This window comes from Myxococcales bacterium (genome assembly GCA_016717005.1).
Lineage (GTDB): Bacteria > Myxococcota_A > Polyangia > Haliangiales > Haliangiaceae > UBA2376.
The window spans coordinates 653,114-675,364 of record JADJUF010000007.1; the positions used below are offsets into that span (position 1 = coordinate 653,114).

Consider the following 22,251-nt stretch of genomic DNA (forward strand, 5'->3'; position numbering starts at 1 on the left):
CTGCGACGCGAGACTCCTGACGCGTCGACCTGCGCTCGAGCAAAGAAAATGACCAGCGCTGAGGTACGATGGCCGCGATGAGAGGCTCGGCGACCGCAGTGGTGCTCGCGTTCCTGGCGACGCTCGCCGCCGGGGCGATCGCGCAGCCGTCGGAGGCGGTCCAGAAGGCCGACGAGCTGTTCCAGCAAGGCCGGGCGTTGCTCGACGCCGGCGACGCCGTCGCCGCGTGCCCGAAGTTCGAGGAGAGCCAGCGCCTCGATCCCGGCCTGGGCACGTTGCTCAACCTGGCCGACTGCTACGAGCGCACGGGCCGGCTCGGCTCGGCGCTGACCGCGTTCAGGAGCGCAGAGGAGCAGGCCCGACGCCTCGGCGAGCGCAAGCGCGAGACCGCGGCCGCCGATCGCGCGCGGTCGCTCGAGGGCCGGGTGTCGCGGGTGACGATCACCGTCGCGGCCGGCGAGCGCTCGGAGGGCTTCGAGGTCCGGCGCAACGGCGCGATCGTGCCGGCGCTCGACTTCGGGCGCCCGATCGCGGTCGATCCCGGTCCGATCACGATCGAGGCGGTGGCGCCGGGCCGGGAGCCGTTCCGCCGCGCGATCGACATCTCGAGGACGCAGTCGCAGCACCAGGTCGACATCCCGGTGCTGGCGCCGACCCGCGCCGCGCCGCCGCCCGACGACCAGGTCACGCCGCCGCCGCCGCCGCCCCTCGTGGCCGCCACCGTCGACGCCGGCGCGGGCCGCCGACGTCTCGGGTACATCGTCGGCGGCCTCGGCGTGGTCGGGCTCGGCGCCGGGATCGCGATCGGCCTCAAGGCCAAGGGCGACTACGGCGATGCGAACTGTCCCGCGGGGACGTGCGCCAGTGCGGCCGACCTCGACCAGGCCAACGACGCCCGTCGGCTCGGCACCATCGGCACGATCGTCGGCGGCGTCGGCGTGGCCGCCCTCGCGACCGGCGTCGTGCTCTGGCTCACCGCGCCTCGGTCCCGCGCCGTCGAGATCGCGCCGACGGCGTCGGCCGACGGCGTCGGCGTCACGTTCGCCGGCAGGTTCTGACTCCGCCGCCCGCTTCAGCGGGGATCCGCTGGCGGGTGCTCGCTCGGCCCACACCGAGATTCTTGCGCTTTCGCCGTTGGATCGGGGTCGGTTTTCGGTACGGTGGGCGGAGGGGGACTCCATGACGTACGCTTCCATGCGTCGCGCGCTCTGCGCGTGCGCCAGCTTCTTGTTGCTCACCGTCGTCGCCTGCGACGACAGCCCGACGCAGATCATCGACGCCGCGGTCGACAGTCCGATGGGCTCGGACGGCTCCGTCGACACCGACAGCGACGGCGTCCCGGACAGCCTCGACAACTGCCCGCAGGACGCCAACGCCGATCAGGCCGACGGCGACGGCGACACCGTCGGCGACGTCTGCGACAACTGCCCCCAGATCGCCAACACCGACCAGGCCGACGCCAACAGCAACGGCGTCGGCGACGCCTGCGAGTCCGGCCTCGACACCGACGGTGACACGATCCCGGACGCGGTCGATAACTGCCCGGCCGACGCCAACACCGACCAGGCCAACAACGACGGCGACGCCCAGGGCGACGTCTGCGACCCCGACGACGACAACGACACCGTCCTCGACACCGCCGACAACTGCCCGCTCGCGGCCAACACCGACCAGGCCAACCACGACACCGACACGATGGGCGACGCCTGCGACGACGACGACGACGGCGACACCGTCGCCGACGCCACGGACAACTGCCCGGCCGTGTCCAACCCCGGCCAGGAGGACACCGACGTCCGCCCCGATCCGGTCGCGGTCATGGGCACCTTCGCGCCGCGGCCGGCGCCGGCCACGGTGGCGGTCAGCGGCGACGACGCCGTGTCCGGGGCGCTGCCGATCGGCTTCACCTTCGAGTTCTTCGGCGCGCCGGTGACCACGTTCAACGCGTCGACCAACGGCTTCATCACCTTCGGCGACACCGACAACGGCTGCTGCTCGGGCCAGGCGATCCCGGACGTGGCGGCGCCCAACGGCGTGATCGCGGCGTTCTGGGAGGACCTCAACACCGGGGCGGGCGGCACGATCACCTACGGCACGACCGGCACCTCGCCCAGCCGTGAGCTGGTGGTGTCGTTCAACGCGGTCGCGCACTACGGCGGCGGCAACCCGGTCACCGCGCAGATCATCCTCCACGAGACCACCAACGAGATCGAGATCCTCTGCACCGCGTGCACCAGCGACGGCGGTCAGCACACCCAGGGCGCCGAGAACTCGACCGGCACGGTCGCGGTCGGCCTGCCGGGCCGGGCCGGGACCTCGTTCTCGCTGACCAACGACGCGGTCCGGATCCTGCCGGCGTCGGTCACCCCCGACGGCGTCGGCGACGCCTGCGACGTGTGCCCGACCGTGGCCGACCCGGCCCAGACCGATGGCGACGGCGACGGTTTCGGCGACGCCTGCGACGTGTGCCCGGCCGTGATCGACATGGCCCAGCTCGACGGCGACGGCGACGGCGCCGGCGACGCGTGCGACAACTGCCCCGCCCTCGCCAACCCGACCCAGGCCGACTTCAACAACGACGGCATGGGCGACGCCTGCCAGGACACCGACAGCGACACCGTCCTCGACGACCTCGACAACTGCCCGGCCGACGCCAACACCGACCAGGCCGACAGCGACGGCATCGAGGGCCCCGGCGACGGCGTCGGCGACGTCTGCGACAACTGCCCGACCCTGCTCAACAGCGACCAGGCCGACATGGACGGCGACGGCGTCGGCGACGCCTGCGAGGACAGCGACGGCGACGGCCTGTTCGACAGCGAGGACAACTGTCCGGCGATCTCCAACCCGACCCAGGACGACGGCGACGGCGACGGCGTCGGCGACGTCTGCGACAACTGCCCGACCGCCTCCAACCCGACCCAGGCCGACGGCAACGGCAACGGGGTCGGCGACGTGTGCGAGGACGCCGACGGTGACGGCCTGTTCGACGCGGTCGACAACTGCCCGGCGATCTCCAACCCGACCCAGGACGACCTCGACGGCGACGGGCTCGGCGACGCCTGCGACCCCGACCTCGACGGCGACGGCGTCGCCAACGCCACCGATAACTGCCCGGCCGTGGCCAACCCCGGCCAGGCCGACTTCGACATGGACATGATCGGGGATGTCTGCGACGACAGCGACACCGACGGCGTCGTCGACGCGCTCGACAACTGCCGGTCGATCTCCAACCCGACCCAGCAGGACGGCGACGGCCTCGAGGGCGGCGGCGACGGCGTCGGCACCGCCTGCGACAACTGCCCCCTGGTGGCGAACCCGACCCAGCTCGACACCGACGGCAACGGCGTCGGCGACGCGTGCGAGGGCCAGACCTGCGCCACGCCGGTGGCCGACGGCTGCCTGGCCACGGAGATCTGCGGCAACGGCGCCGACGACAACTGCAACGGCCAGAGCGACGAGGGCTGCGCGTGCACGCCCGGCGCGGTCCAGTCGTGCTTCCGCGGCCCGCCCGGCCGCCGCGACGTCGGCGCGTGCATCGACGGCAGCCAGACCTGCAGCACCACCGGCCTGACCTGGGGCCCGTGCGTCGGCGGCCTGTCGCCCGGCGCCGAGACCTGCGACGGCCTCGACAACACCTGCAACGGCTGCGTCGACGACGCGCCCGGCTGCGGCACCGTCGCGCTGGCCTGCCCCGCGCCGGGCACGCTCCCCGACGGCGCGCCGTTCGAGAACTACGTCATCGACGCGACGTCGTTCTTCGCCGGGACGGTCACGGCGTGGAGCTGGGAGGTGACGGGCGGCCCGTGCGATCGGCTGTTCCTGACCACCACCAGCCCGGTGGCCCAGACCTTCACGCTGTCCGGCCAGAACACGCCGATCTTGACCCTGCGGCCGTCGCTGTCGGGCGACTACACGGTCAAGGTCCGGATCACGTCGAGCACCGGCGAGGTCTTCATCTGCACGTTCATCGTGCACATCGCCAACCCCGGCCTCCGGGTCGAGCTGTGCTCGGATCGCTCGGGCTCGACCGACATCGACCTGCACCTGCACCGCCCCGGGACCACGACCGACTGGTTCACCGCCACCGACGACTGCTACTACAGCAACTGCAAGGCCGGCTCCGGCACCCCGCCCAACTGGGGCTACGCCAACAGCCCGCTGGCCGAGTGCTCGGGCGGGCCCGAGGGCGCGCAGTGGACCACGCTCGGCTACTGCCGCAACCCGCGCCTCGACATCGACAGCATCACCAACAACGGCGTGCCCGAGAACATCAACGTCGACACGCCTGGCAACGGCGAGACGTTCCGGGTGATGACGCACTACTACAGCGGCACCGGCGTGGTGCACCCGATGATCAACATCTACTGCGGCGGCGAGCTGCGCGGCAGCTACGGCGCGCCCGGCAACCAGCTCACCAACTTCGACACGTCGGGCTCGTCGGCCGGTGACATGTGGCGCGTCGTCGACGCGACGATGATGGTGATCGCGGGCGTGACGGTCGGCTGCGACCTGACGCCGCTGCACCCGCCGGCCCAGACCACCGGCTACTGGGTCACCAACGACCGCCTGTACTGACGACTGACGCACGACCGGCGACGCCGGTGATCGAGCAAGGCCCGGCGACTGACCTCGCCGGGCCTCGTCGCGCCCGGGCGCGGGACGCCCGACCAGCGACGCCGGTGAACGAGCGAGGCCCGGCGCCTGACCCTCGCCGAGCCTCGTCGCGCCCGGAGCCGGACCCGGAGCCGGACCCGGACCCGAAGCCCGACCCGGACCAGAAGAACCCGGACCCCCGGGACCCGAAATCCGGCCCCAGCGCCCGGGGTCAATCCCCCAGCGCGCGGGCGCCGAGGCCGTCGAACACCACGGCGTCGGCCATCGCCAGGTCGGCGGCGCGCGGGCCGTGGACCGCCAGGCCGATCAGCGCCGGCGCGGCCGGGCTCTCGCCGTAGGTCGGGTCCACGGTCATCCAGCGCAAGCCGGTCCACGCGACCACCCACCGGTGGCGCACCAGGCGGTCGCCGTCGCGGCGCAGGCCGGTCACGACCCGGGTCGGGATGCCGGCGTCGTCGGCCCGGGCCACGAACTGCAGCGCGTGGGTGGTGCAGTCGCCGCGGGCCGCGGTGCGCGCGGCGCCGACGGTGGCCGCGGTCGCGCCGAGATCATCGATCACCGCCGCGGCGACCGTCGCGGTGAGCGCGGCGATCGTCCGCTCGCGATCGGGCCCGCGCGGGCCCGGCGGCAGGTCGCCGGGCGCGGCGGCGTCGAGCTCGACCCGCCAGCCGCCGGCCGCCGCCGCGCGGACGCGCTGGCCCGGCAGGTCGGGGATCGGCGCGCGCGCGTCCGGAAACCGGACCGCGGCCCCCGCCCCGTCGACCACCAGCGCGCTGCCGTCGACCACCTCGATCGGATCGAACCACGGCGCGCCTGCGCCGGGCGCGCGCCGGACCGCGGTGACCCCGTCGCCGCTCTCGATCCGCTCGGCCACGCCGTCGGGGCCGTAGGCGACCCGCGCGGTGACCGCCCCGCCGTCGATGCCCAGGGTCGCGCGCCAGGCGTCGGCGTCGGGCTCGAGCGTCAGCTCGGCCACGGCGAAGCCCCACCCGGCCAGGAGCACCGGCCCGTGGAAGCCGCCGGTGGTGGCCGCCCGCGCCAGCGCGTGCTCGAACGGCGTCGCCGGCGGCAGCTCGACCGCGGGCTCGCCGCGGACCTGCACGTCCCAGCCGCGCGCGGTCGCCACCGCGACCCCGCTGGCGTCGCCCCGCGTCAAGGTCACCCGGACCGGGCGATCGTCGGCGCGGTCGATCGCGAGGGTCAGCTCGTCGGTGACGACCAGGTCGCCGCGCCGCACGACGATGCGCTCGCGCCGCCACAGCCGGGCGCCGTCGTCGCGCTGCACGGCCTCCCCGATCAGCGCGCCGTTCCAGCGCAGGTCGTACGCGGCCTCGGGCGCGCGCGCGGCGACCTCGAGGTCGTCGACCCACACCGACCGCGCGACCGGCGGGGCGCAGCCCGCGACCACGAGCGCGATGACGGACGATCGGCGCATGCGAAAAAATGATCGTAGGACGAGGTCGCCCGCGATCGCAAACCCGGCGCGCGTCACCGCCCGGCCGAGCGGCCGGTCCACGCCTCGTACTCGCCGATGCGCCGCGCCAGCGCGGCCAGATCCTCGCCGGCGCGGCTGCGCTCCTCGGCCGCGACCACCAGCAGGCCCATCGCCGCTTGCAGGAACCGGCCCCCGGGCAGCGCCAGGTTGGCGCCGCGCAAGGCGTAGTCGCGGACCTCGTCGATCCGGAAGCCGACCTGGCCGATCTGGAGGAACGCGCCGTTGACCGCGACCGTGTCGGTGCCGACCGCGAGCGCCCGGTCGATCTCCTTCTTGGCGGCCCGGCCGCCGTCGCCGGCCAGCCCCGCCGACAGCCGACGCTTCGCGTCCTCGTAGACCTCGGGCCGCCCGATCGGCGCCGAGCGGGTGTACGGCGACAGCTGGTCGGCGATGCGCTTGGCGGCGTCGGGCCCGTCGGCCACGTGCAGCGCCACCTCGAGGTCGCCCAGCGCCAGCAGCAGATCGCGGTTGCGCGAGCGCCGGCGCGCCTCGGCCAGGCGCTCGAACGCGAAGTAGCCCAGGCCGGCGACGACGAAGATCCCGCCCGGGACCAGCGACAGCGCGCCCAGCGTGGCGCCGACCGCGGCCGCGCCCGAGGTCACGGCGGCGCTGGTCGGCGACCGCCCGATCAGCTCGACCCGGTCGAGCAGGCGCGCGTCGAGGCGGATCGCCGGGTTGCCCTGGGGCGCGATGACGAGCTCGCAGCCAGCGACCCCGATGCCGCTGCGCGGCAACAGCGCGAGCGACGGCGAGATCGCCGCATCGGCGGCCGCGACCGCTGCCCCGGTGGACATCTGGCCCAGTGTAGCAGGCGCGCCGGACTCCGCCGTTCGGCCCGGTGGTTTTCGCGGCGCCTCTGCTACAGTCCGGGCATGTCGGAGCCTGCGTCGCCCCCGCCCACGCACCTGGTCGATGTCCGGAAGGTCGTGGCGACCAGCGTCGCCATCGCCGTGATCGGCGCGCTGGGGGGCCTGGTCGCCTGGATGACCCCCAAGGCCGCGGCCCGCGAGGTCGCGGCGGCGTGCGGCAGCCTGGAGTCGTCGCCGACCAACCCGTCGCTCGGCGCCCTGCCCCGCCCGGCCCCCGACTTCGTGGTCACGACCCACGAGGGCAAGACCGTCCACCTGTCGGACTTCCGCGGCAAGGTCGTGCTCCTCAACTTCTGGGCGTCGTGGTGCAACGTGTGCAAGGCCGAGAAGCCGTCGCTGACGACGATGACCGAGGACCTGGCCGGCGGCGACTTCGCGGTCGTGACCCTGGCGTCGGACCGCAGCTGGGACGACGTCAAGAAGGCGCTGCCCAAGGGCGCGCCGTTCCAGGTCATGCTCGACCCGCCGCCCGACGACGACAGCAACATCGGCGCGATCGCCACGGCCTGGGGCATCAAGGCGGTGCCCGAGTCGTTCGTGATCGACAAGCAGGGCCGCATCCGCATGTACCTCATCAACAAGCGCGACTGGGACGCGTCGGTGACCGAGACCTGCCTGCAAGCCCTGATCGACGAGTGACATGGCCAAGATCCTGGTCGTCGACGACGAGCTCGATGTCGTGCGCATGGTGGTCCGGACGCTCGAGGCTCGGGGCCACAGCGTCGACGTCGCCCGCGACGGCGAGGCCGCGCTGGCGCTGATCGCCCTGTCGGCGCCCGACCTGCTCGTGGTCGACGCCAACCTGCCGCGCATCGACGGCGTCGAGGTGTGCCGGCGGCTGCGGGCCGACCCGGCGACGCGCGCCATGCCGATCGTCATGATGAGCGCGGCCTACGTCAGCCTGGCCGACGCGCTGACCGACGGCGGCGCCGACGAGCTGGTCATGAAGCCGTTCGTGCGCGAGACCCTGGTCAACAACGTCGAGCGGCTGCTCAAGCCGCGCCCATGACCACCCCCGGCCCCGGGCCCGGCGGCGCGGTCCCGTTCACGATCCTCACCGGCTTCCTCGGCGCCGGCAAGACCACGACGCTCAACCGGATGCTCGCGGCGCCCCACGGCCGCCGGATCGCGGTGCTGGTCAACGAGCTGGGCCGGATCGCGATCGACACCCGGCTGATCGTCGCGCGCGGCAGCGACGTGCTCGAGCTGGCCGGCGGCTGCGTGTGCTGCAAGGTCGACCTCAAGAGCGATCTGTGGGACGGCATCGCCGAGGTCGTGGCCCGGTCGAAGCCCGACCAGGTCGTGCTCGAGACCACCGGCATCGCCGAGCCCGCCGCGATCCTCGACAACCTCGGCCGGGTGCCGGCCGCGGTCCGCGATCGCATCGTGCCGGCCGGGACGATCGCGGTGGTCGACGCCGAGGCCGGCGCCGCGCAGCTCGACCGCCACGACGAGGCCCGGGGCCAGGTCGAGGCCGCCGATCGGGTGCTGCTGCGCAAGCTCGACCGCGCCGACCTCGGCCAGCACATGGCCGTCCGCGCGCGCGTCGCCGCGCTCGCGCCGACCGCCGAGGTCGCGAGCTTCCCCGACTCCGACGACGGCGCGGTGGCGCTGACCGCGTGGCTCCTGGCCGCGCGGGCGCCGCGGCCGACCTCGGGCCACGGCCACCGCCACCGCCACGGCCAGCTCAGCGCCGCGATCTTCGCCGATCCCACGCCGCTGGCCGGCGACGCGGTGCTCGCGGTGCTGCGCGAGCTCGGCGACCGGCTGGTCCGCGCCAAGGGCTTCGTGCGCCTGGCCGGCGACGTCGACGCCGGCTTCGTCGAGCGCGCCGGCGCGGTGCTCGAGCTGCGACGCGGCCTGCCGTGGCCGGGCCCGCCGCGCACCGAGCTGGTCATGATCGGCGACGACCTCGACGAGAGCGCGTTGCGCCGGGCGCTGTGGGCGTGCCGGGTCGGGACCTGACCCGGCCGGCGCGCGCGCCCGGCCTCACAGGCTGCCGGTGAGCAGGAACCAGGTGTCGGTCTGGCCCTTCGCGGCCAGGCCCCGGGCCACGCCCACCTCGAACGTCCCGGGCACGAAGTAGCCGACGATCGTGTCCAGGCGCAGCGCGGCGCCGACGGTGGGCTTGACCGCGTCGAGCGTGGGCTCGCCGTCGTAGGCGGCGCCGACGTCGACCAGCCCGGCCAGGTGGACGCGGCGCAGGTAGACCGGCAACGTCGACGCGCCGCGCTCGATCGTCGCCAGCTGGTGGCGGTACTCGAGGTTGGCCAGGTGGAAGGTGTTGCCGGCGACCGCCCGCACCGGGTACCCGCGCAGGTAGCCGGTCGAGCCGGTCCGGGTCGAGTCGATCACCGCCTGCACGACGTCCTGCACCGGCACGCCGCCGAGGCCGTAGCCGCCGCCGCGCGACAGGTCGCTGACCCGGGTCGCGCCGGCCACCCGCACCGCCAGCGCCGGCGTGTCACCCCACGGCAGCTTGTAGTAGCCGCGCCAGAACCAGTTGACCGTCAGCGCCCGCTGGCTCGCGCCCAGCGCCGGATGATCGAGGCGCAGCCCCAAGGACAGCTCGTGGCCCTCGGTCGGCCCCAGGTTGTACAGGTAGCCGCGGCTGTTGCCGTAGCTGACCCGGGCGCCGAGCCCGGCGTTGACGAAGTCGGACCGCGGCACGCCCGGCAGCGTCTGGGTCGGATCAGCGATCGTCGACGGCGCGTCGGCGCGTCGGACCCAGTCGACCGCGTAGTCGAACGACACCGCGAGCGCGCCGTCATCGGTGCGGCGGACCGGGACGCCGAACCCGACCGAGCCCGACAGGATCTCCTCGTCCCACGGCCGCGACCGCCCGTCGATGCGGATCGACGTGCGGTGGGCCAGCGTGCGGGACGCGGCCGCGCGCAGGCCGTAGCGCGCGCCGCCGTAGCCGTAGGCGCCGCCGACGTTGACGTCGCCGCGCTCGAGCTCGACGGTCGTGACCAGCGTGTAGGCGTGGAGGCCGGCGACGTCGGCGCCCGAGGTCGCGGCGGTCGCGGCCTGGCCGAACGTGCCGAGCGTGAGCTGGGCGGTCCACGCGCGCGGCGCCAGGGTCTCGAGCGCGCGGTACGGGCGCGGCGCGCTCACCTCGGCCTCGTCGTCGGGCACCACCGTCGGCGCCGGGCGATCGTCGACGTACGGCCGGGCCGGCGCCCACTGGCGCGGATCGAGCGCGAGCTCGTACAGATCCTGGCCCGAGCCGACGAAGTCGAGGTACGCGAGGCGCTGGCTGTCGGGCGACACCGCCATCTCGAACACGTGCCCGGTGAGGTTGGTGACCTGCCACAGCGCCCTGGTGGCCAGGTCGTGGGCGAAGACGTTGGCGACGCCGGTGCGGTCGCTGGTGAAGTACAGGTAGCGGCCGTCGGGCGACCACCGGGGGTTGTCGTCGAGCGCGCGATCGTCGGTGATCGGCTCGACCGCGCCGGTGCCGACGTCGACGACCAGCAGATCGCGGGCGCCGCCGGCGCGCCAGGCGATGAACGCCAGCCGCCGGCCGTCGGGCGACCACGCCGGCATGAACACCTGGTCGTAGCGACCGGCGCCGGCCCAGATCCGGCGGCGCGCCTCGGGCTGGCGCCGCGACACGACCCACAGCTCGCTGGTGCTGCGCCCGTTCTTCGAGTACGCGACCAGGTCGCCGTCGGGCGACAGCGCCGGATCGCGCGCGCGCTCGGCCCGGGTCAGCAGCGTCGTGCGGCCGCTGGTCGGATCGTGCTGGACCAGGTCCTGGAACGCGTAGACGTCCCGGTAGAACTGGGTCTGCTCGAGGACGATCACGCCGTCGCTGTCGACGTCGAAGCCGCCCATGCGATCGAACGCCGCGACCGGGCGCGCGCTGCGGTGATCGCCGCCGGCCGGGATCGCCTTGATCTGCTCGCGGCTGAGGCCGTCGTTCTCGGTGAACCACAGCTCGCGCCCGTCGGCGGTGTAGCGCGGGTTGCGCGCGAACTCGCCGACCACCGACAGCCGGCGCCCGGCCCGGGGCCGCCGCCGCTCGACCGCCTCGAGCTGCAGGGTCGCGTGATCGCGCAGCTGCCGGTGCCAGGCCGGGTACAGCTCGTCGAAGGTGTGGCCGATCGCCGCCACCAGCTGCCGGTTGGTGCCGAACGGCACGGTCGAGCTGCCGCTCGACCACGACATCCGCCGGGCGGCGTCGTCGCCGAACCGATCGAACACGTACTTGAGGAAGTGCGAGCCGTAGAGGTACGCCGCGTTGCCGCGCGGGAACTTCAGCGGCGAGTTGGTGAACTCGTCGAGCCGGAGATCGTCGCCGGCGAGCACCGGCACCCGCAGGTAGGCGTCGAACAGCGCGGCCCGCGTGCGCCCGGCCGACGAGCGCTTGCTCTCCTCGTAGGTCGCCAGGCCCTCGATGATCCAGCGCGGCATGACCTGGTTGGGCGCCCAGGTCTTGCCGAAGATGCCGTTGTAGTAGCGGGCCAGGCCGCCGATCGAGTCGAGGTGGAGGATGTGCGTGTACTCGTGGGCGAACAGCAGGTACAGCCAGTCGTCGTGATCGGCCAGGACCGAGCCCGAGTTGGGCGCGCTGGCGTACAGCGTCACGGCGTTGCGCGGCAGCACGTTGGCGAAGCCGTTGGCGCCGTCGTTGTCGTCGATCAGGACGATGTGGGTCTTCTCGGCCGGCGCGTGATCGAGCACGGGCGCCAGCACGCGGTGCGCGCGCTCGGCCAGGACCGCGATCCGCCGGCCGACGTCGGCGAGCGGCGCCGCGAAGTGGACGGCGAAGTGCTCGCTCTCGACCGTCTGCCACACGCGCTCGGGATCGCCGGCCGCCGCCGGGCGGGCCAGCGCGGCCACGACCGCCGCGACCGCCGCGACCGCCGCGACCGCGTGCGCACGCCGGAGCATCGGCCGCATTGTAGTAGAGTCCGTCACCATGTGGATCCCCAAGGTCGCCCTCGCCGCTCTGCTCGCCGCCGCCGCCTGTGGCGGCAAGTCCCGCCCCCCGGCCGACAAGCCGACCGACGGCGCGCCGGCCGACAGCCCGGCCGCGCCGACCGCCCTCGACGTGAGCAAGCTCGGCACCAGCTGCGGCGCCGACGGCGCCTGTCCCGACGGCATGACCTGCGCGCGCTTCTACGGCATCGCCGGCCCGTCCGGCCCCGAGTTCTCGAGCTGCGAGGTCGCCTGCGCCGGCGGCAAGGGCTGCCCCGCGGGCACCGACTGCGTGACGATCGCCGACGGCCCCGGCGCGGTCTGCCGCGCGCCCTCCGTCGCCGAGTAGCCGCCGGCCGCGCCCCGCGTGGAGGGCGGCCGGCGCGCGTCGGTCAGCGCAGCGAGCCGGCCGGCACGCCCAGCTCGACCGCGAACGCCGTCACCGCGGCCCGGATCTCGGTCGCGGTCGCCAGCTTCATCACCCGCGGCACCAGCACCCGCAGGTCGGCCAATGAGACCGCGCGGATCACGCCCTTGACCTCGGGGATCGCCACCGCGCTCATCGACAGCTCGGTGACGCCGAGCCCGAGCAACACCATCGCCGCGAGCGGGTCGGCCGCCATCTCGCCGCACAGGCTGACCGGGATGCCGGCCTCGCGCCCGGCGGCGGCGGTGTCGCGCAAGAGCCGCAACAGCGCCGGGTGCAGCGGCTCGTACAGGTACGAGACCAGCTCGTTCACGCGATCGACCGCCATCGTGTACTGGATCAGGTCGTTGGTGCCGATCGAGAAGAACGCGCTCTCCTTGGCCAGCAGGTCGCCGATCATCGCCGCGGCCGGCATCTCGATCATGATGCCGACCTTGACGTCCTCGTCGAACGGGATCCCCGCGTCCCGGAGCTCGGTCTTGACCGACTCGATCACCGCCTTGGCGTCGCGCAGCTCGCCGACGCCGGAGATCATCGGGAACATGATCCGCAGCTGGCCGTGGGCGCTGGCCCGCAGCAGGCCCCGGAGCTGGGCCCGGAACAGCGGCTGGCCCAGCTCGGCCAGGCACAGGCGGATCGAGCGCAGGCCCAGCGCCGGGTTGACCTCGTCGAGGGCGACCTCCTCGAGGAACTTGGCCAGCTTGTCGGCGCCCAGATCGAACGTGCGCATCGTGACCGGCCGCCCGGCCATGCGCTCGAGCACCTCGACCGCGGTGCGGTAGTGGGTCTCCTCGTCGGGGATCTCGTCGCGGCCCATGAACAGGTACTCGGTCCGGTACAGGCCGATGCCGACCGCGCCGTGCTCGAGCGCGCCGTCGATCTCGTCGGGCCCGTCGATGTTGGCGTAGAGCTGGATCGCGACGCCGTCCGAGGTCGTGGCCGGCAGGTCGCGGTTGCCGAGCCGCTGCTCCTCGAGCGCGACCTGCTTGCGTTGCGCGTCGCGGTACTGCCCGACCGTGGTCGCGGTCGGGTTGACGATCACGACGCCGGCGCCGCCGTCGACGATCAGCAGATCGTCGTCGAGCACCAGCTCGGTGATGTCCTCGAGCCCGACCACCGCCGGCAGCTCGTGCGCGCGGGCGATGATCGCGGTGTGCGAGGTCTTGCCGCCGGCGTCGGTGATCAGGCCCGCGACCGCGTGCTTGTGCAGCTGCGCGGTGTCGGCCGGCGACAGGTCGTAGGCGACGACGATCGCGTCGGGCGGCGGCTTGAGCGGGCCGGTCTCCTTGCCGAGCAGGTTGCGCAGCACGCGCTCGCCCACGAAGTCGACGTCGCTGCGGCGCTCGCGGAAGTAGTCGTCCTCGATCGCGTCGAAGACGCCGCGGATGTCGCCGACCGCCTTGGTCAGCGCCCACTCGGCGTTGATCAGCTCGCCGTTGATGTAGCGGATCGTCGCGTCGACCAGGTGCTCGTCGTGGAGCATCAGCTGGTGGGCGGTGATGATGTGGAAGTCGCTCGAGGCCTCCGCCTCGGCCAGCTTGCTCTTGATCTTGGCCAGCTGCTTGTCGGACGAGGTGATGGCCTTGTGCAGGCGCGCGACCTCGGCGTCGACGTCGTCCGCCTCGACGTGGTAGCGCGGCTCCTTGATCAGATCGCGCCCGACCAGGAACGCGCGCCCGATCGCGATCCCGACCGAGACCGCGACGCCCTCGCGCCGGATCTCGCCGGTCGGCCGCTCGCGCGACGGCTCGCGCTCCCCCATCGCTCAGCGCTCCTCGCCGAACTTGTCCTCGACCAGCTTGGCCAGCGCCGCGACCGCGTCGGGCGCCTGCGGCCCCTTGGCCCGGATCACGATCGTCGTCCCCTTCGACGCCACCAGCATGAGCACGCCCATGATGCTCTTGCCGTTGACCTCGTGCCCGTCCTTCTCGACGGTGACGTCGGACGGGAACTTGCCGGCGATCTGCACGAACTTGGTCGCGGCCCGGGCGTGGAGCCCGAGCTCGTTGGCGATCGTGATCGCTCGCTCAGCGTGGTCAATGGCCATGTCATTCCCCTCGATCGACGTCACGGTGCCGGACCAGGATGTCCCAGTCGCCGCCGAGCCGCCGGCGCAGCTCCTCGACGATCGCGACCGACCGATGTCGGCCCCCCGTACACCCGACCGCCACGGTCACGTACAGCTTGCCCTCTTGCTGGAACTGCGGCAGCGAGAACCGCAGCAGGCTCTCGACCCGCTCGATCAGCTCCTCGCCCAGGGGCGAGGCGCACACGAACTTGGCGACGTCGGGATCGCGCCCGTCGAGGTGGGTCAGGGTCGGCTCGAAGTACGGGTTGGGCAGGAACCGCACGTCGAAGACCAGGTTGAACTCGATCGGCACGCCGTGCTTCCACCCGAACGACACCATCGTCACCGCCAGCTTGCCGGTGCCGCCGTAGCGATCCTGGATGATCGCCTTGAACTGGTGGGTGTTGAGGTTCGAGGTGTCGACCACGGCCGCGCCGATCCGCAGCGTGGCCAGGAGCTCGCGGTCGCGGCGGATCCCGTCGGTGACCTGATCGCCCGACAGCGGGTGGCGTCGACGGGTCTCGGAGAACCGCCGCACGAGCACGTCGTCCTTGGCGTCGAGGAACATCACCTCGAGCCGATGACCGGCGCTGCGCAGCTTGGCCAGCTCGGCCTGCCAGGCGTGCAGGTACCGGCGCTGGCGCGAGTCGATCGCCACGGCGAGCTTGTCGGCCTGGCCGTCGCGGGCCAGCGACTCGACCAGCTCGGTCATGAACGTCACCGGCAGGTTGTCGACGCAGTAGTACTCGATGTCCTCGAGCGCGCGCAGCGCGGTCGACTTGCCCGCGCCCGACAGTCCGGTGACGACGACGATCTGCATCGCCTACTCGATCACGTCGACGTCGAAGCCGGTCTGGGGCCGGGCCTCGGCGATCGCGCGGTTGAGACGGTCCTGGAACTCGCGGGCCGAGTGGTGGCCCTGGAACTTGAGCAGCTGGTTGCGGGCCGCGACCTCGATGATCGTCGACAGGTTGCGGCCGGGCCGCACCGGCAGGCGCACCATCGGCACCTGCACGTCGAGCACCGTGTAGCAGCGCTCGTCGAGGCCGAGCCGGTCGTACTCCTCGTTGGCGTCCCACTCGACCAGCTCGACCACCAGCTCGACCTTCTTGGCCTCGCGGATCGCCGCGACGCCGAACAGGTCCTTGATGTTGATGATGCCCAGCCCGCGGATCTCCATGTGGTGGCGGATGATCCCGGAGCCCGAGCCGAACACGAACCCGGCCTTCTTGCGGATGATGACGATGTCGTCGGCGACCAGCCGGTGGCCGCGCACGACCAGATCGAGCGCGGTCTCGCTCTTGCCGATGCCGCTGGGGCCGAGCAGCAGGATGCCGATCCCGAGCACGTCGAGCAGGACCCCGTGGATCGAGGTCTCGGGCGCCATGCGCTCCGCCAGCCAGCCGGTGATGCGCACGATCAGATCCGAGGTCACGAGCGTCGACGCCACCACCGGCACGTCGTGCTGATCGCACGCGGCCACCAGCTGCGGCGGGACCGCCAGCCCGCGGCTGACCAGGACCGCGGCCGGCGACGACGCCAGCATCGTCGCGATCGCCAGCTCGCGCGCGGCCTGATCGCAGCCGTCGAGGTAGTTGATCTCGGTGCCGCCGAGGATCAGCAGGCGCCCGTCGTGGAGCTGCTCGTTCCAGCCGGTCAGCGCCAGCCCCGGCTTCTGGATGCGCGGCGCGCGGATCGGGCGCCCGGCGCCCGTCGCGGTCGTGAGCACCCGGGCCTCGAGGCCGAGGTCGGCGCCCAGCAACTCCCCGACCGTGACCGCCGCCGCCATCAGTACTTGGCGTCTTCCTCGGCGATCACCGCGAACATGCCGTCGGCGTCGGGCGCGTCGAGCAGCCGCTTGCGGAAGCCGTGATCCTTGAAGACGCGGCTGATGCGCGCGAGCGCCTTCAGGTGCGCCCCGGTCGACGACTCCGGCGCGACCAGCACGAAGAACAGGAAGGTCGGCTGCTTGTCCATCGCGTCGAAGTCGACGCCGTCCCGGATCCGGCCCAGGCACGCCACGATCTCGGTGACGCTGCTGAGCTTGCCGTGGGGGATGGCGACGCCCTCGCCGATCGCGGTCGACGCCAGCTGCTCGCGATCGATCAGCACACGGGTCAGGCTCGCGCGATCGATGCGCGGGTGCTGGGCGGCGATGTGCGCGGCCAGCTCCTCGAGGATGGCGCGCTTGCCGACCCCGGCCAGGGCCGGCACGATCATGTCGCGCCCGATCAGATCGACGATCTTCATGGCTCGGTGGCGCCCACCCTATCACGGGCGCGGGCCGCGCACAGGAACCGCGGCGGCCACCAATCGATCGCGCCACGGCGGCGGCCGGGGCCTCCGCCCGGGCCTCCGCCCCCCTCGCACACCCTCCGGCGCCGTCGCCACCGATCGGCGGGCGCAAGGCCCGCCGCCCAACGAGCTCAGGCGCTGGCGGGGGTCTCGATCAGGCCGTACTTGCCGTCGTCGCGCCGGTAGACCACCGAGATCCGCCCCTCGGCCTCGGTCGACCGGAACACCAGCACCGTCTCGTGCGCCAGGTTCAGCTGGGCGATCGCGTCCGAGACCGTCATCGGGTTGGCGTGGAACGACTCGGTCCGCTCGACCGAGTACGCCGGCGGCTCGGGCGGGTTGGTCGCCGGCTCCGCGTGGGCGAAGGCCTCCTCGACGATCGAGTGCGACCACGGCAGCGGCTCGACGTGGTGCGGGCGGACCCGCTGCTCCTCGACCTTGCCCTTGTACCGGCGGACCTGGCGCTCGATCTTCGCGATGACCAGGTCGACCGAGGAGTACATGTTCTCGGTGGTCTCGTGGCCGGCGACGGTCAGCCCGTTGTGCAGCTGGAAGTTGACGTCGACGCGATGGTTGTGACGCTCCGTCGAGAACACGACGTGACAGCCGATCGGATCGGGCAGGTACTTGCGCACCCGATCCATGCGCTCACGCGCGTACGACTTGAGGGCCTCCGAGGGTTCCATGTGCCGGAACACGACCGAGAACTGCATTTGACCTCCGTGCCTTGGTTCGATCACCAGTGTAACGCCGCGCGCGCGACGCGAAAGGCGGCATCGTCGATAGTTCGTCACCTCGACGTCATCTCGTGGCGACGAGACGAGTAGCCGGCCGGCGCCCTTCCCTCGTCGGGCCCCCGGCGCTACGATCTCGCGCGGCAGGGGCGCACGAAGGCGAGGCCGGCGCGGGGCTTGTCCTCGCGACCTCTTCGGTCGAGCGCCAGGTCGACGCGCCCAGCGTCTCGCGTCGCGGGTTGGGGCCCGATCGGGGCGTGCCCCCGAGAGACCGACCTGGTCTCGATGAGCCCCCGAGGCCTGGCGACAGCCCCCCCTGAAGACTCAGAGCTTGTCAGTTTTTCGGTCGAGCACCGAGCCGCGCGCCGGGAGTCTCGCGTCTCGGAGGGGAGGCTCGTCGGGGCTTGCCCCCGACGAGGGGAGGCCTGGCGACAGGCCTCCCTGAAGACTCAGAACAGCGCGCGCAGCGCGGTCAGGTCCGACAGGATGACCTTGCGGCCGTCGGTGACGATCAGCCGCTTGCGCTTGAACTGCGACAGCGTCAACGACACGGTCTCGCGGGTCGACCCGATCAGGTTGGCCAGCTCCTGGTGGGTGATCTTCATCGCCACCAGCTTGCCGCGGACGTCGTCGACGCCGTACTCGTCGGCGAGCAGGAGCAGCTGCTCGGCCAGCTTGGCCGAGACGTCGCGGAACACCAGCGCCTCGAGCTTGTTCTCGAGCTCGTGGCGGCGGGTGATCACCGCGCGCGCGACCGCGGTGGCGAGCGCCGCGCTCGACAGCAGGATGCGCTCGAAGTCGGCCTTGTCGACCTCGGCCAGGAGCGCGTTCTCGACCGCCTCGGCCATCTCGGTGCGGGCGGCGACGCCGATGAGGCAGCTCTCGCCGAACATGTCGGCCGGGCCGCAGTAGCCCAGCGTCAGCGACTTGCCGTCGCGGGTCACCTTGCAGATCTTCAGGCGCCCGCCGCAGACGAAGAACAGCGAGCGGCTCGGATCGCCGGGCAGGTAGACCACGTCGCGGCGCCGCACCTCGCGCAGCTCCACCTTCTCGGCGAGCCGGGCCAGGACGTCCGGGCCGGCCTCGGCGAGGACCGCGACCTTCTTCAGGTACCACAGCGTCCGCTTCGGATCGGTCACGGCCGCAACGTACCAGAACCGCGCCGGGCCGGGGGCGCGAACGGCCCGGGGCTGCGCCAGGCGATCGCGAAGCCGCCGAGCGACAGCGCCGCGGCCCCGGCGATCATGAGCCACGGGTCGCGCTCGACGGCGCGGGCCAGCGCCGGCACCAGCCGTAACCCGAGCAGCGCGACGATCAGGTTGTTGGTGGCGTGCAGCGCGATCGCCGGCCAGATCGAGCGGGCCCGGGCCGCGAGCGCACCCGCCACCGCGCCGAGGATCGCGGTCGCGACCATCCGCGCCGGCTCGAGGTGCAGGAGCGCGAACACCAGCGTCGACAGCGCGATCGCCAGCCCGCGCCCGAGCCGCGGCGTCAGCCCGCCGGCGAGCAGCCCGCGGTGGGTCAGCTCCTCGCTCACCGCCGGCACGATCACCATCGTGATCATCACGACCGCCACGCTGGGCTGGTCGGCGAACAGCGCGGTCGACCAGGCCCGGACCTCGTGCTCGCGCTCGGTCAGCCGCACCACCGGCGCCGCGGCGTGGAGCGCCAGCAGCCACAGCCCGGCGCCGCACACGATCGCGCCGACCACCGCGCCCGCCCGCGGCCGCGTCAGCCCCAGGTGCGCGCGATCGACCTCGTGCACGCGCGCGATCGCCAGCGGCACCAGGCCGAGCCCGACCGCCAGGGCGATCGCGCCCGAGACGCGATCGGTGCCGATCAGGATCGCGACGCCGTACATGGTCGCGATCGCCAGCGCGTAGGTCGCCAGGGTCGTGCCCAGCGTCAACGGCTCGCCGGGCCCGTGGTACAAGCGTCGGGTGAAGTTCTGGGTCGGGCTCGCCATCGGCGCTGCGCTCGGCGCGAGCGCAATGTACCTCGGCCTGAAGCGGCCATGGCGCGGCGCGCCCGCCCCACCGCCGGTGGCCGCGATCGCACCGCCGCCGGTCGACGCCGGCGTGGCGCCGACCGGCAAGAAGAAGCGCGGCAAGCGCGTCGCGACGACGTCGTCCGCGGGCGGCGCGGCCGAGCGCGAGGTCGACGACGACGTGGTCCTGACCGACGCCGATCGCAAGGTCGAGTGGCGCGGCGACGCGGTCGCGGCGCCGCCGCGGCTGATCGACATGGAGGCCGCGGACGCGCGCGCGCTCGACGACGACGAGATCGCCGCGGGCATCGCCGGCGGCTCGCGGGCGGTGGTCGACTGCATCAAGGACGCCGCCGGCCCGGCGCCGCTGTCGGGCGAGGTCACGCTGAAGATGCTGGTCGGCGGCGACGGGCGGGTCACGAAGGCCCGGGTCCGCGCGGCGGTCTACCTGCACGAGCACGGTCTCACGGCCTGCGCCCGGCGCGCTGCGCGCGGCTTCAGCTTCGCGGCGACCGGCGCGCCCACGGTCGTGACCGCGCCGTTCTACCTCAACTGACCGACCGGCCCCCGTCGCCGACCGCGGCGCGCGCGCCCGCTCCGCCGCGCGGCGCAGATCGCCCACGCGCGCGGGGCGTGCCGTCGTGGGTTACTGCATCCAGTCCGGCGTCGGACCTGCGGTGCCGCTGCCGGTCCCCGAGCCCGAGCCTGTCGGCGGCTTGGCCGACCCCGAGCCGCTGCCCGTCGCCGAGCCCGTGCCCGTGCCGGTCCCCGTCGGCGGCTTGGCCGAGCCCGTGCCGCTGCCCGTCGCCGAGCCCGTGCCGGTGGCGGAGCCGGCCCCGGTTCCTGTCGGTGGCTTGGCCGAGCCGGTCCCCGTGCCGGTCCCCGAGCCGGTGCCGGTGCCCGTGCCGGTCGGCGTCGCCGAGCCCGAGCCGGACCCCGTGCCCGTGCCGGTCGGCGTCGCCGAGCCGAGCCCGAGCCCGAGCCCGAGCCCGTGCCCGTGCCGGTCCCCGCGCCCGAGCCCGAGCCGGTCCCGGTGGGCGTCGCCGAGCCCGAGCCCGAGCCCGTGCTCGAACCCGAGCCCGAGCCCGTGTCCGAGCCGCTGTCGGAGCCGGCCGAGGACCCGGAGCCGCTGCCGGCGGTGCGCACCGCCAGCTCGCCGTTCGCGGTCGCGGCCAGCACGTCGCCCTCGACGGCGAAGTCGCCGGTCGCGATCTGCCCCGTCCACGGCGAGAAGCCGCGCTTGCGCAGGTAGACCCGCACGACGCTCTTGGCCGCCTGGGCCCGCGTCAACGGGACGTCGGCCGGCGTGACCTTGCCGGTGCTGACGCCGTCGATCGCGATGTCGGCGCCGGCCGGGGTCGAGGTCACGTGGATGAGCTTCGACATCACCTCGAGCTTGGCGCTCGCGGTCTTGTCACCGCCGGTGACCTGCAGCTCGCTGGTGAGGAACCCGGGCGCGCTGATCCGGATCGTGAACGCCTTGCCGACCTCGAGGTCGGCGGTGAACGGCACCGGGCCGCTCGCGCCGGTCTCGACCACCTCGACGGTGGCGTTGGGCACGTTGGCCTTGATGACGGTCGGCTCGGTCTCCACCTCCACCGCCGCGTCGGGCGCGAGCTCGGCGGCGTCGGCCGGTGCGACCGCCGCGTCGGGCGCGATCGCGGCGACCTGGCTGCCGGACGCGGTGCCCGCGGTCGGAGCCTCGGCGGGCCCGGCGTGCTTGCGCAGGACGAAGAACCAGACGCCGGCGGCGACGATCGCGGCCAGCAGCAGCCCGATGACCACGGCCGAGGCACCCTTCGACGACGTCGTCGGGATTGCGGTCGGCTCCGCGGGCGTCGCCGTGGCCTTGGCCGGGACGATCGGCGCCTTCGCCGCCGTGGCCGGCGCGGCGACCGCCGCGGGCCGGGACGCGGCCGCCTTGGCCGCGGCGATCGCCGGCTCGTCGGGCGGCGGGGTCGCGGGCGTGGCCACCGGCGCGGGCGGCGCCACCGGCACCGGCACCGCGTGGATCGGCGCGGTCACCGCCTGCGCGGCCGGGGCCTCGGTCGGCTCGGTCGCGGCGATGGCGCGCGGCGTCGCCCGGGGCGGCGGCTCCGCAGCCGGCGTCGGAGCTGGCGCGGGCGTCGGCATCGGCGCCGCCGTGGCGGCGACCAGCTCCTCGAGCGAGCGCACCTTGGTGGCCTCCTCGAAGGTCTCCTCGGGGAACTCGTCGGCGTCGCTGTGGAACGGCATCGGCCGCGGCAGCGGCGTGTTGTCGGTCCGCTCGTCGGCGAAGCCCGCCTTCGACGGGGCCATCTGCCCGAGCTTGGGCTTCGGCTCGCCGGCGAGCGCGCCCATCAGCGGCGACGGCGCGACCCGCGTCGGCGCGTCCATGAAGTTCTTGTTCGGCGGCGGCTCGGTGATCGGGGCCTGCCCCGAGGGGTGCCGCGCCTTCTCGGCCAGGATGCGATCGAGGATCGGCTGGCTGCCGTCGCCGAGGCGATCGAACCGAACCCCCATGCCGGGCGCGGCGTTGGGCCGGGTGGGATCGTTCTCGCGGGTCCAGACGACCGTGCCGTCACCGGTGATGAGCGGCGTGGCGTCGCGGAGCTGGAACTCGAACCGCATCTGGGTGCCGACGGCCAGCGGCTCCTTGGTGCGGATGAAGATCCCGCCGGGGCTCACGTCGGCCGCGTACCGCTCGATGAACTGATCGAGGGTCGCGCTCTTGAACTTGATCTTCAGCGTGACGGGAGCGCGCTTGGCTTGACGGGTGTTTGGATCCACCAGGGTTCTCCAGAATTCGACCGGCCATGTCCGATCTGCGGCGGGGACCGTCGCTCGGATCGCA

General features: G+C 73.5%; 19 protein-coding genes. 7 read left to right on the forward strand and 12 right to left on the reverse strand.

The window, feature by feature from the left end:
• Positions 1-77: 77 nt before the first annotated feature.
• Entirely contained in the window at positions 78-1,058 is a 981-nt protein-coding gene (locus IPL61_09660; protein MBK9031583.1) for a hypothetical protein, read from the forward strand.
• A gap of 136 nt (positions 1,059-1,194) precedes the next feature.
• Positions 1,195-4,578: a thrombospondin type 3 repeat-containing protein gene (locus tag IPL61_09665; GenBank protein ID MBK9031584.1), complete on the forward strand. Its 3,384-nt coding sequence runs from the start codon at positions 1,195-1,197 to the stop codon at positions 4,576-4,578.
• A 250-nt stretch (positions 4,579-4,828) separates the two neighbouring features.
• Here IPL61_09665 and IPL61_09670 read toward each other — a convergent pair whose 3' ends face one another.
• Together IPL61_09670 and IPL61_09675 are read right to left on the reverse strand one after the other, a co-directional pair.
• A complete protein-coding gene (locus IPL61_09670) occupies positions 4,829-6,052 on the reverse strand; it encodes a transglutaminase domain-containing protein (GenBank protein MBK9031585.1) in 1,224 nt (407 codons plus the stop codon).
• A 53-nt stretch (positions 6,053-6,105) separates the two neighbouring features.
• On the reverse strand, positions 6,106-6,906 hold the full coding sequence (locus tag IPL61_09675; protein MBK9031586.1) for a hypothetical protein: 801 nt from the start codon (positions 6,904-6,906) through the stop codon (positions 6,106-6,108).
• Between the two features lie 78 nt (positions 6,907-6,984).
• On the opposite strand from IPL61_09675, the gene IPL61_09680 reads away from it, so the two are divergent.
• From IPL61_09680 to IPL61_09690, 3 genes are read left to right on the forward strand one after another with little or no spacing between them, the layout of a single operon-like run.
• Positions 6,985-7,620, forward strand: coding sequence for a TlpA family protein disulfide reductase (locus IPL61_09680; protein MBK9031587.1), 636 nt, complete (start codon positions 6,985-6,987; stop codon positions 7,618-7,620).
• A 1-nt stretch (position 7,621) separates the two neighbouring features.
• On the forward strand, positions 7,622-7,990 hold the full coding sequence (locus IPL61_09685; protein ID MBK9031588.1) for a response regulator: 369 nt from the start codon (positions 7,622-7,624) through the stop codon (positions 7,988-7,990).
• Positions 7,987-8,946: a GTP-binding protein gene (locus IPL61_09690; GenBank protein MBK9031589.1), complete on the forward strand. Its 960-nt coding sequence runs from the start codon at positions 7,987-7,989 to the stop codon at positions 8,944-8,946. Before IPL61_09685 ends, IPL61_09690 begins: the two co-directional genes overlap by 4 nt.
• 24 nt (positions 8,947-8,970) lie before the next feature.
• Here the strand turns inward: IPL61_09690 and IPL61_09695 are convergent, their stop codons facing one another.
• Positions 8,971-11,880: a PD40 domain-containing protein gene (locus IPL61_09695; GenBank protein ID MBK9031590.1), complete on the reverse strand. Its 2,910-nt coding sequence runs from the start codon at positions 11,878-11,880 to the stop codon at positions 8,971-8,973.
• A gap of 28 nt (positions 11,881-11,908) precedes the next feature.
• Here IPL61_09695 and IPL61_09700 point away from each other — a divergent pair, with 28 nt between their 5' ends.
• Positions 11,909-12,256, forward strand: a complete 348-nt coding sequence (locus IPL61_09700) for a hypothetical protein (GenBank protein MBK9031591.1) — start codon at positions 11,909-11,911, stop codon at positions 12,254-12,256.
• A gap of 43 nt (positions 12,257-12,299) precedes the next feature.
• On the opposite strand, the gene ptsP is transcribed toward IPL61_09700, so the two are convergent.
• The 8 genes from ptsP to IPL61_09740 form a co-directional block, all read right to left on the reverse strand.
• Positions 12,300-14,096, reverse strand: a complete 1,797-nt coding sequence (gene ptsP, locus IPL61_09705; GenBank protein ID MBK9031592.1) for a phosphoenolpyruvate--protein phosphotransferase — start codon at positions 14,094-14,096, stop codon at positions 12,300-12,302.
• Between the two features lie 3 nt (positions 14,097-14,099).
• On the reverse strand, positions 14,100-14,381 hold the full coding sequence (locus IPL61_09710; GenBank protein ID MBK9031593.1) for an HPr family phosphocarrier protein: 282 nt from the start codon (positions 14,379-14,381) through the stop codon (positions 14,100-14,102).
• Position 14,382: 1 nt separating this feature from the next.
• Complete coding sequence (rapZ, locus tag IPL61_09715) at positions 14,383-15,222, reverse strand: RNase adapter RapZ (protein MBK9031594.1); 840 nt, start codon at positions 15,220-15,222, stop codon at positions 14,383-14,385.
• 3 nt (positions 15,223-15,225) lie between these two features.
• Positions 15,226-16,191 (reverse strand): HPr(Ser) kinase/phosphatase, encoded by a 966-nt coding sequence (hprK, locus tag IPL61_09720; GenBank protein ID MBK9031595.1) that lies wholly within the window; start codon positions 16,189-16,191, stop codon positions 15,226-15,228.
• The gene (locus IPL61_09725) at positions 16,191-16,652 is read right to left on the reverse strand and encodes a PTS sugar transporter subunit IIA (protein MBK9031596.1); all 462 of its coding nucleotides are present in this window, start codon (positions 16,650-16,652) and stop codon (positions 16,191-16,193) included. The genes hprK and IPL61_09725 overlap by 1 nt, the downstream gene beginning before the upstream one ends.
• A gap of 176 nt (positions 16,653-16,828) precedes the next feature.
• Positions 16,829-17,410, reverse strand: coding sequence for a ribosome-associated translation inhibitor RaiA (gene raiA, locus IPL61_09730; protein ID MBK9031597.1), 582 nt, complete (start codon positions 17,408-17,410; stop codon positions 16,829-16,831).
• 470 nt (positions 17,411-17,880) lie between these two features.
• Positions 17,881-18,570, reverse strand: a complete 690-nt coding sequence (locus IPL61_09735; GenBank protein MBK9031598.1) for a Crp/Fnr family transcriptional regulator — start codon at positions 18,568-18,570, stop codon at positions 17,881-17,883.
• The gene (locus tag IPL61_09740; GenBank protein MBK9031599.1) at positions 18,567-19,397 is read right to left on the reverse strand and encodes a CPBP family intramembrane metalloprotease; all 831 of its coding nucleotides are present in this window, start codon (positions 19,395-19,397) and stop codon (positions 18,567-18,569) included. The genes IPL61_09735 and IPL61_09740 overlap by 4 nt, the downstream gene beginning before the upstream one ends.
• Here IPL61_09740 and IPL61_09745 point away from each other — a divergent pair.
• Entirely contained in the window at positions 19,372-19,974 is a 603-nt protein-coding gene (locus tag IPL61_09745; protein MBK9031600.1) for a hypothetical protein, read from the forward strand. The genes IPL61_09740 and IPL61_09745 overlap by 26 nt on opposite strands.
• On the opposite strand, the gene IPL61_09750 is transcribed toward IPL61_09745, so the two are convergent.
• The gene (locus IPL61_09750) at positions 19,962-22,187 is read right to left on the reverse strand and encodes a TIGR02266 family protein (protein ID MBK9031601.1); all 2,226 of its coding nucleotides are present in this window, start codon (positions 22,185-22,187) and stop codon (positions 19,962-19,964) included. The genes IPL61_09745 and IPL61_09750 overlap by 13 nt on opposite strands.
• Positions 22,188-22,251: the final 64 nt, after the last annotated feature.

What these genes read in the sequence shown, in the direction of transcription:
- IPL61_09660 (MBK9031583.1), top strand. Translation starts at nt 78, where the DNA reads ATGAGAGGCTCGGCGACCGCAGTGGTGCTCGCGTTCCTGGCGACGCTC.
- IPL61_09665 (MBK9031584.1), top strand. Translation starts at nt 1,195, where the DNA reads ATGCGTCGCGCGCTCTGCGCGTGCGCCAGCTTCTTGTTGCTCACCGTC.
- IPL61_09670 (MBK9031585.1), bottom strand. Translation starts at nt 6,052, where the DNA reads ATGCGCCGATCGTCCGTCATCGCGCTCGTGGTCGCGGGCTGCGCCCCG.
- IPL61_09675 (MBK9031586.1), bottom strand. Translation starts at nt 6,906, where the DNA reads ATGTCCACCGGGGCAGCGGTCGCGGCCGCCGATGCGGCGATCTCGCCG.
- IPL61_09680 (MBK9031587.1), top strand. Translation starts at nt 6,985, where the DNA reads ATGTCGGAGCCTGCGTCGCCCCCGCCCACGCACCTGGTCGATGTCCGG.
- IPL61_09685 (MBK9031588.1), top strand. Translation starts at nt 7,622, where the DNA reads ATGGCCAAGATCCTGGTCGTCGACGACGAGCTCGATGTCGTGCGCATG.
- IPL61_09690 (MBK9031589.1), top strand. Translation starts at nt 7,987, where the DNA reads ATGACCACCCCCGGCCCCGGGCCCGGCGGCGCGGTCCCGTTCACGATC.
- IPL61_09695 (MBK9031590.1), bottom strand. Translation starts at nt 11,880, where the DNA reads ATGCTCCGGCGTGCGCACGCGGTCGCGGCGGTCGCGGCGGTCGCGGCG.
- IPL61_09700 (MBK9031591.1), top strand. Translation starts at nt 11,909, where the DNA reads ATGTGGATCCCCAAGGTCGCCCTCGCCGCTCTGCTCGCCGCCGCCGCC.
- ptsP (MBK9031592.1), bottom strand. Translation starts at nt 14,096, where the DNA reads ATGGGGGAGCGCGAGCCGTCGCGCGAGCGGCCGACCGGCGAGATCCGG.
- IPL61_09710 (MBK9031593.1), bottom strand. Translation starts at nt 14,381, where the DNA reads ATGGCCATTGACCACGCTGAGCGAGCGATCACGATCGCCAACGAGCTC.
- rapZ (MBK9031594.1), bottom strand. Translation starts at nt 15,222, where the DNA reads ATGCAGATCGTCGTCGTCACCGGACTGTCGGGCGCGGGCAAGTCGACC.
- hprK (MBK9031595.1), bottom strand. Translation starts at nt 16,191, where the DNA reads ATGGCGGCGGCGGTCACGGTCGGGGAGTTGCTGGGCGCCGACCTCGGC.
- IPL61_09725 (MBK9031596.1), bottom strand. Translation starts at nt 16,652, where the DNA reads ATGAAGATCGTCGATCTGATCGGGCGCGACATGATCGTGCCGGCCCTG.
- raiA (MBK9031597.1), bottom strand. Translation starts at nt 17,410, where the DNA reads ATGCAGTTCTCGGTCGTGTTCCGGCACATGGAACCCTCGGAGGCCCTC.
- IPL61_09740 (MBK9031599.1), bottom strand. Translation starts at nt 19,397, where the DNA reads ATGGCGAGCCCGACCCAGAACTTCACCCGACGCTTGTACCACGGGCCC.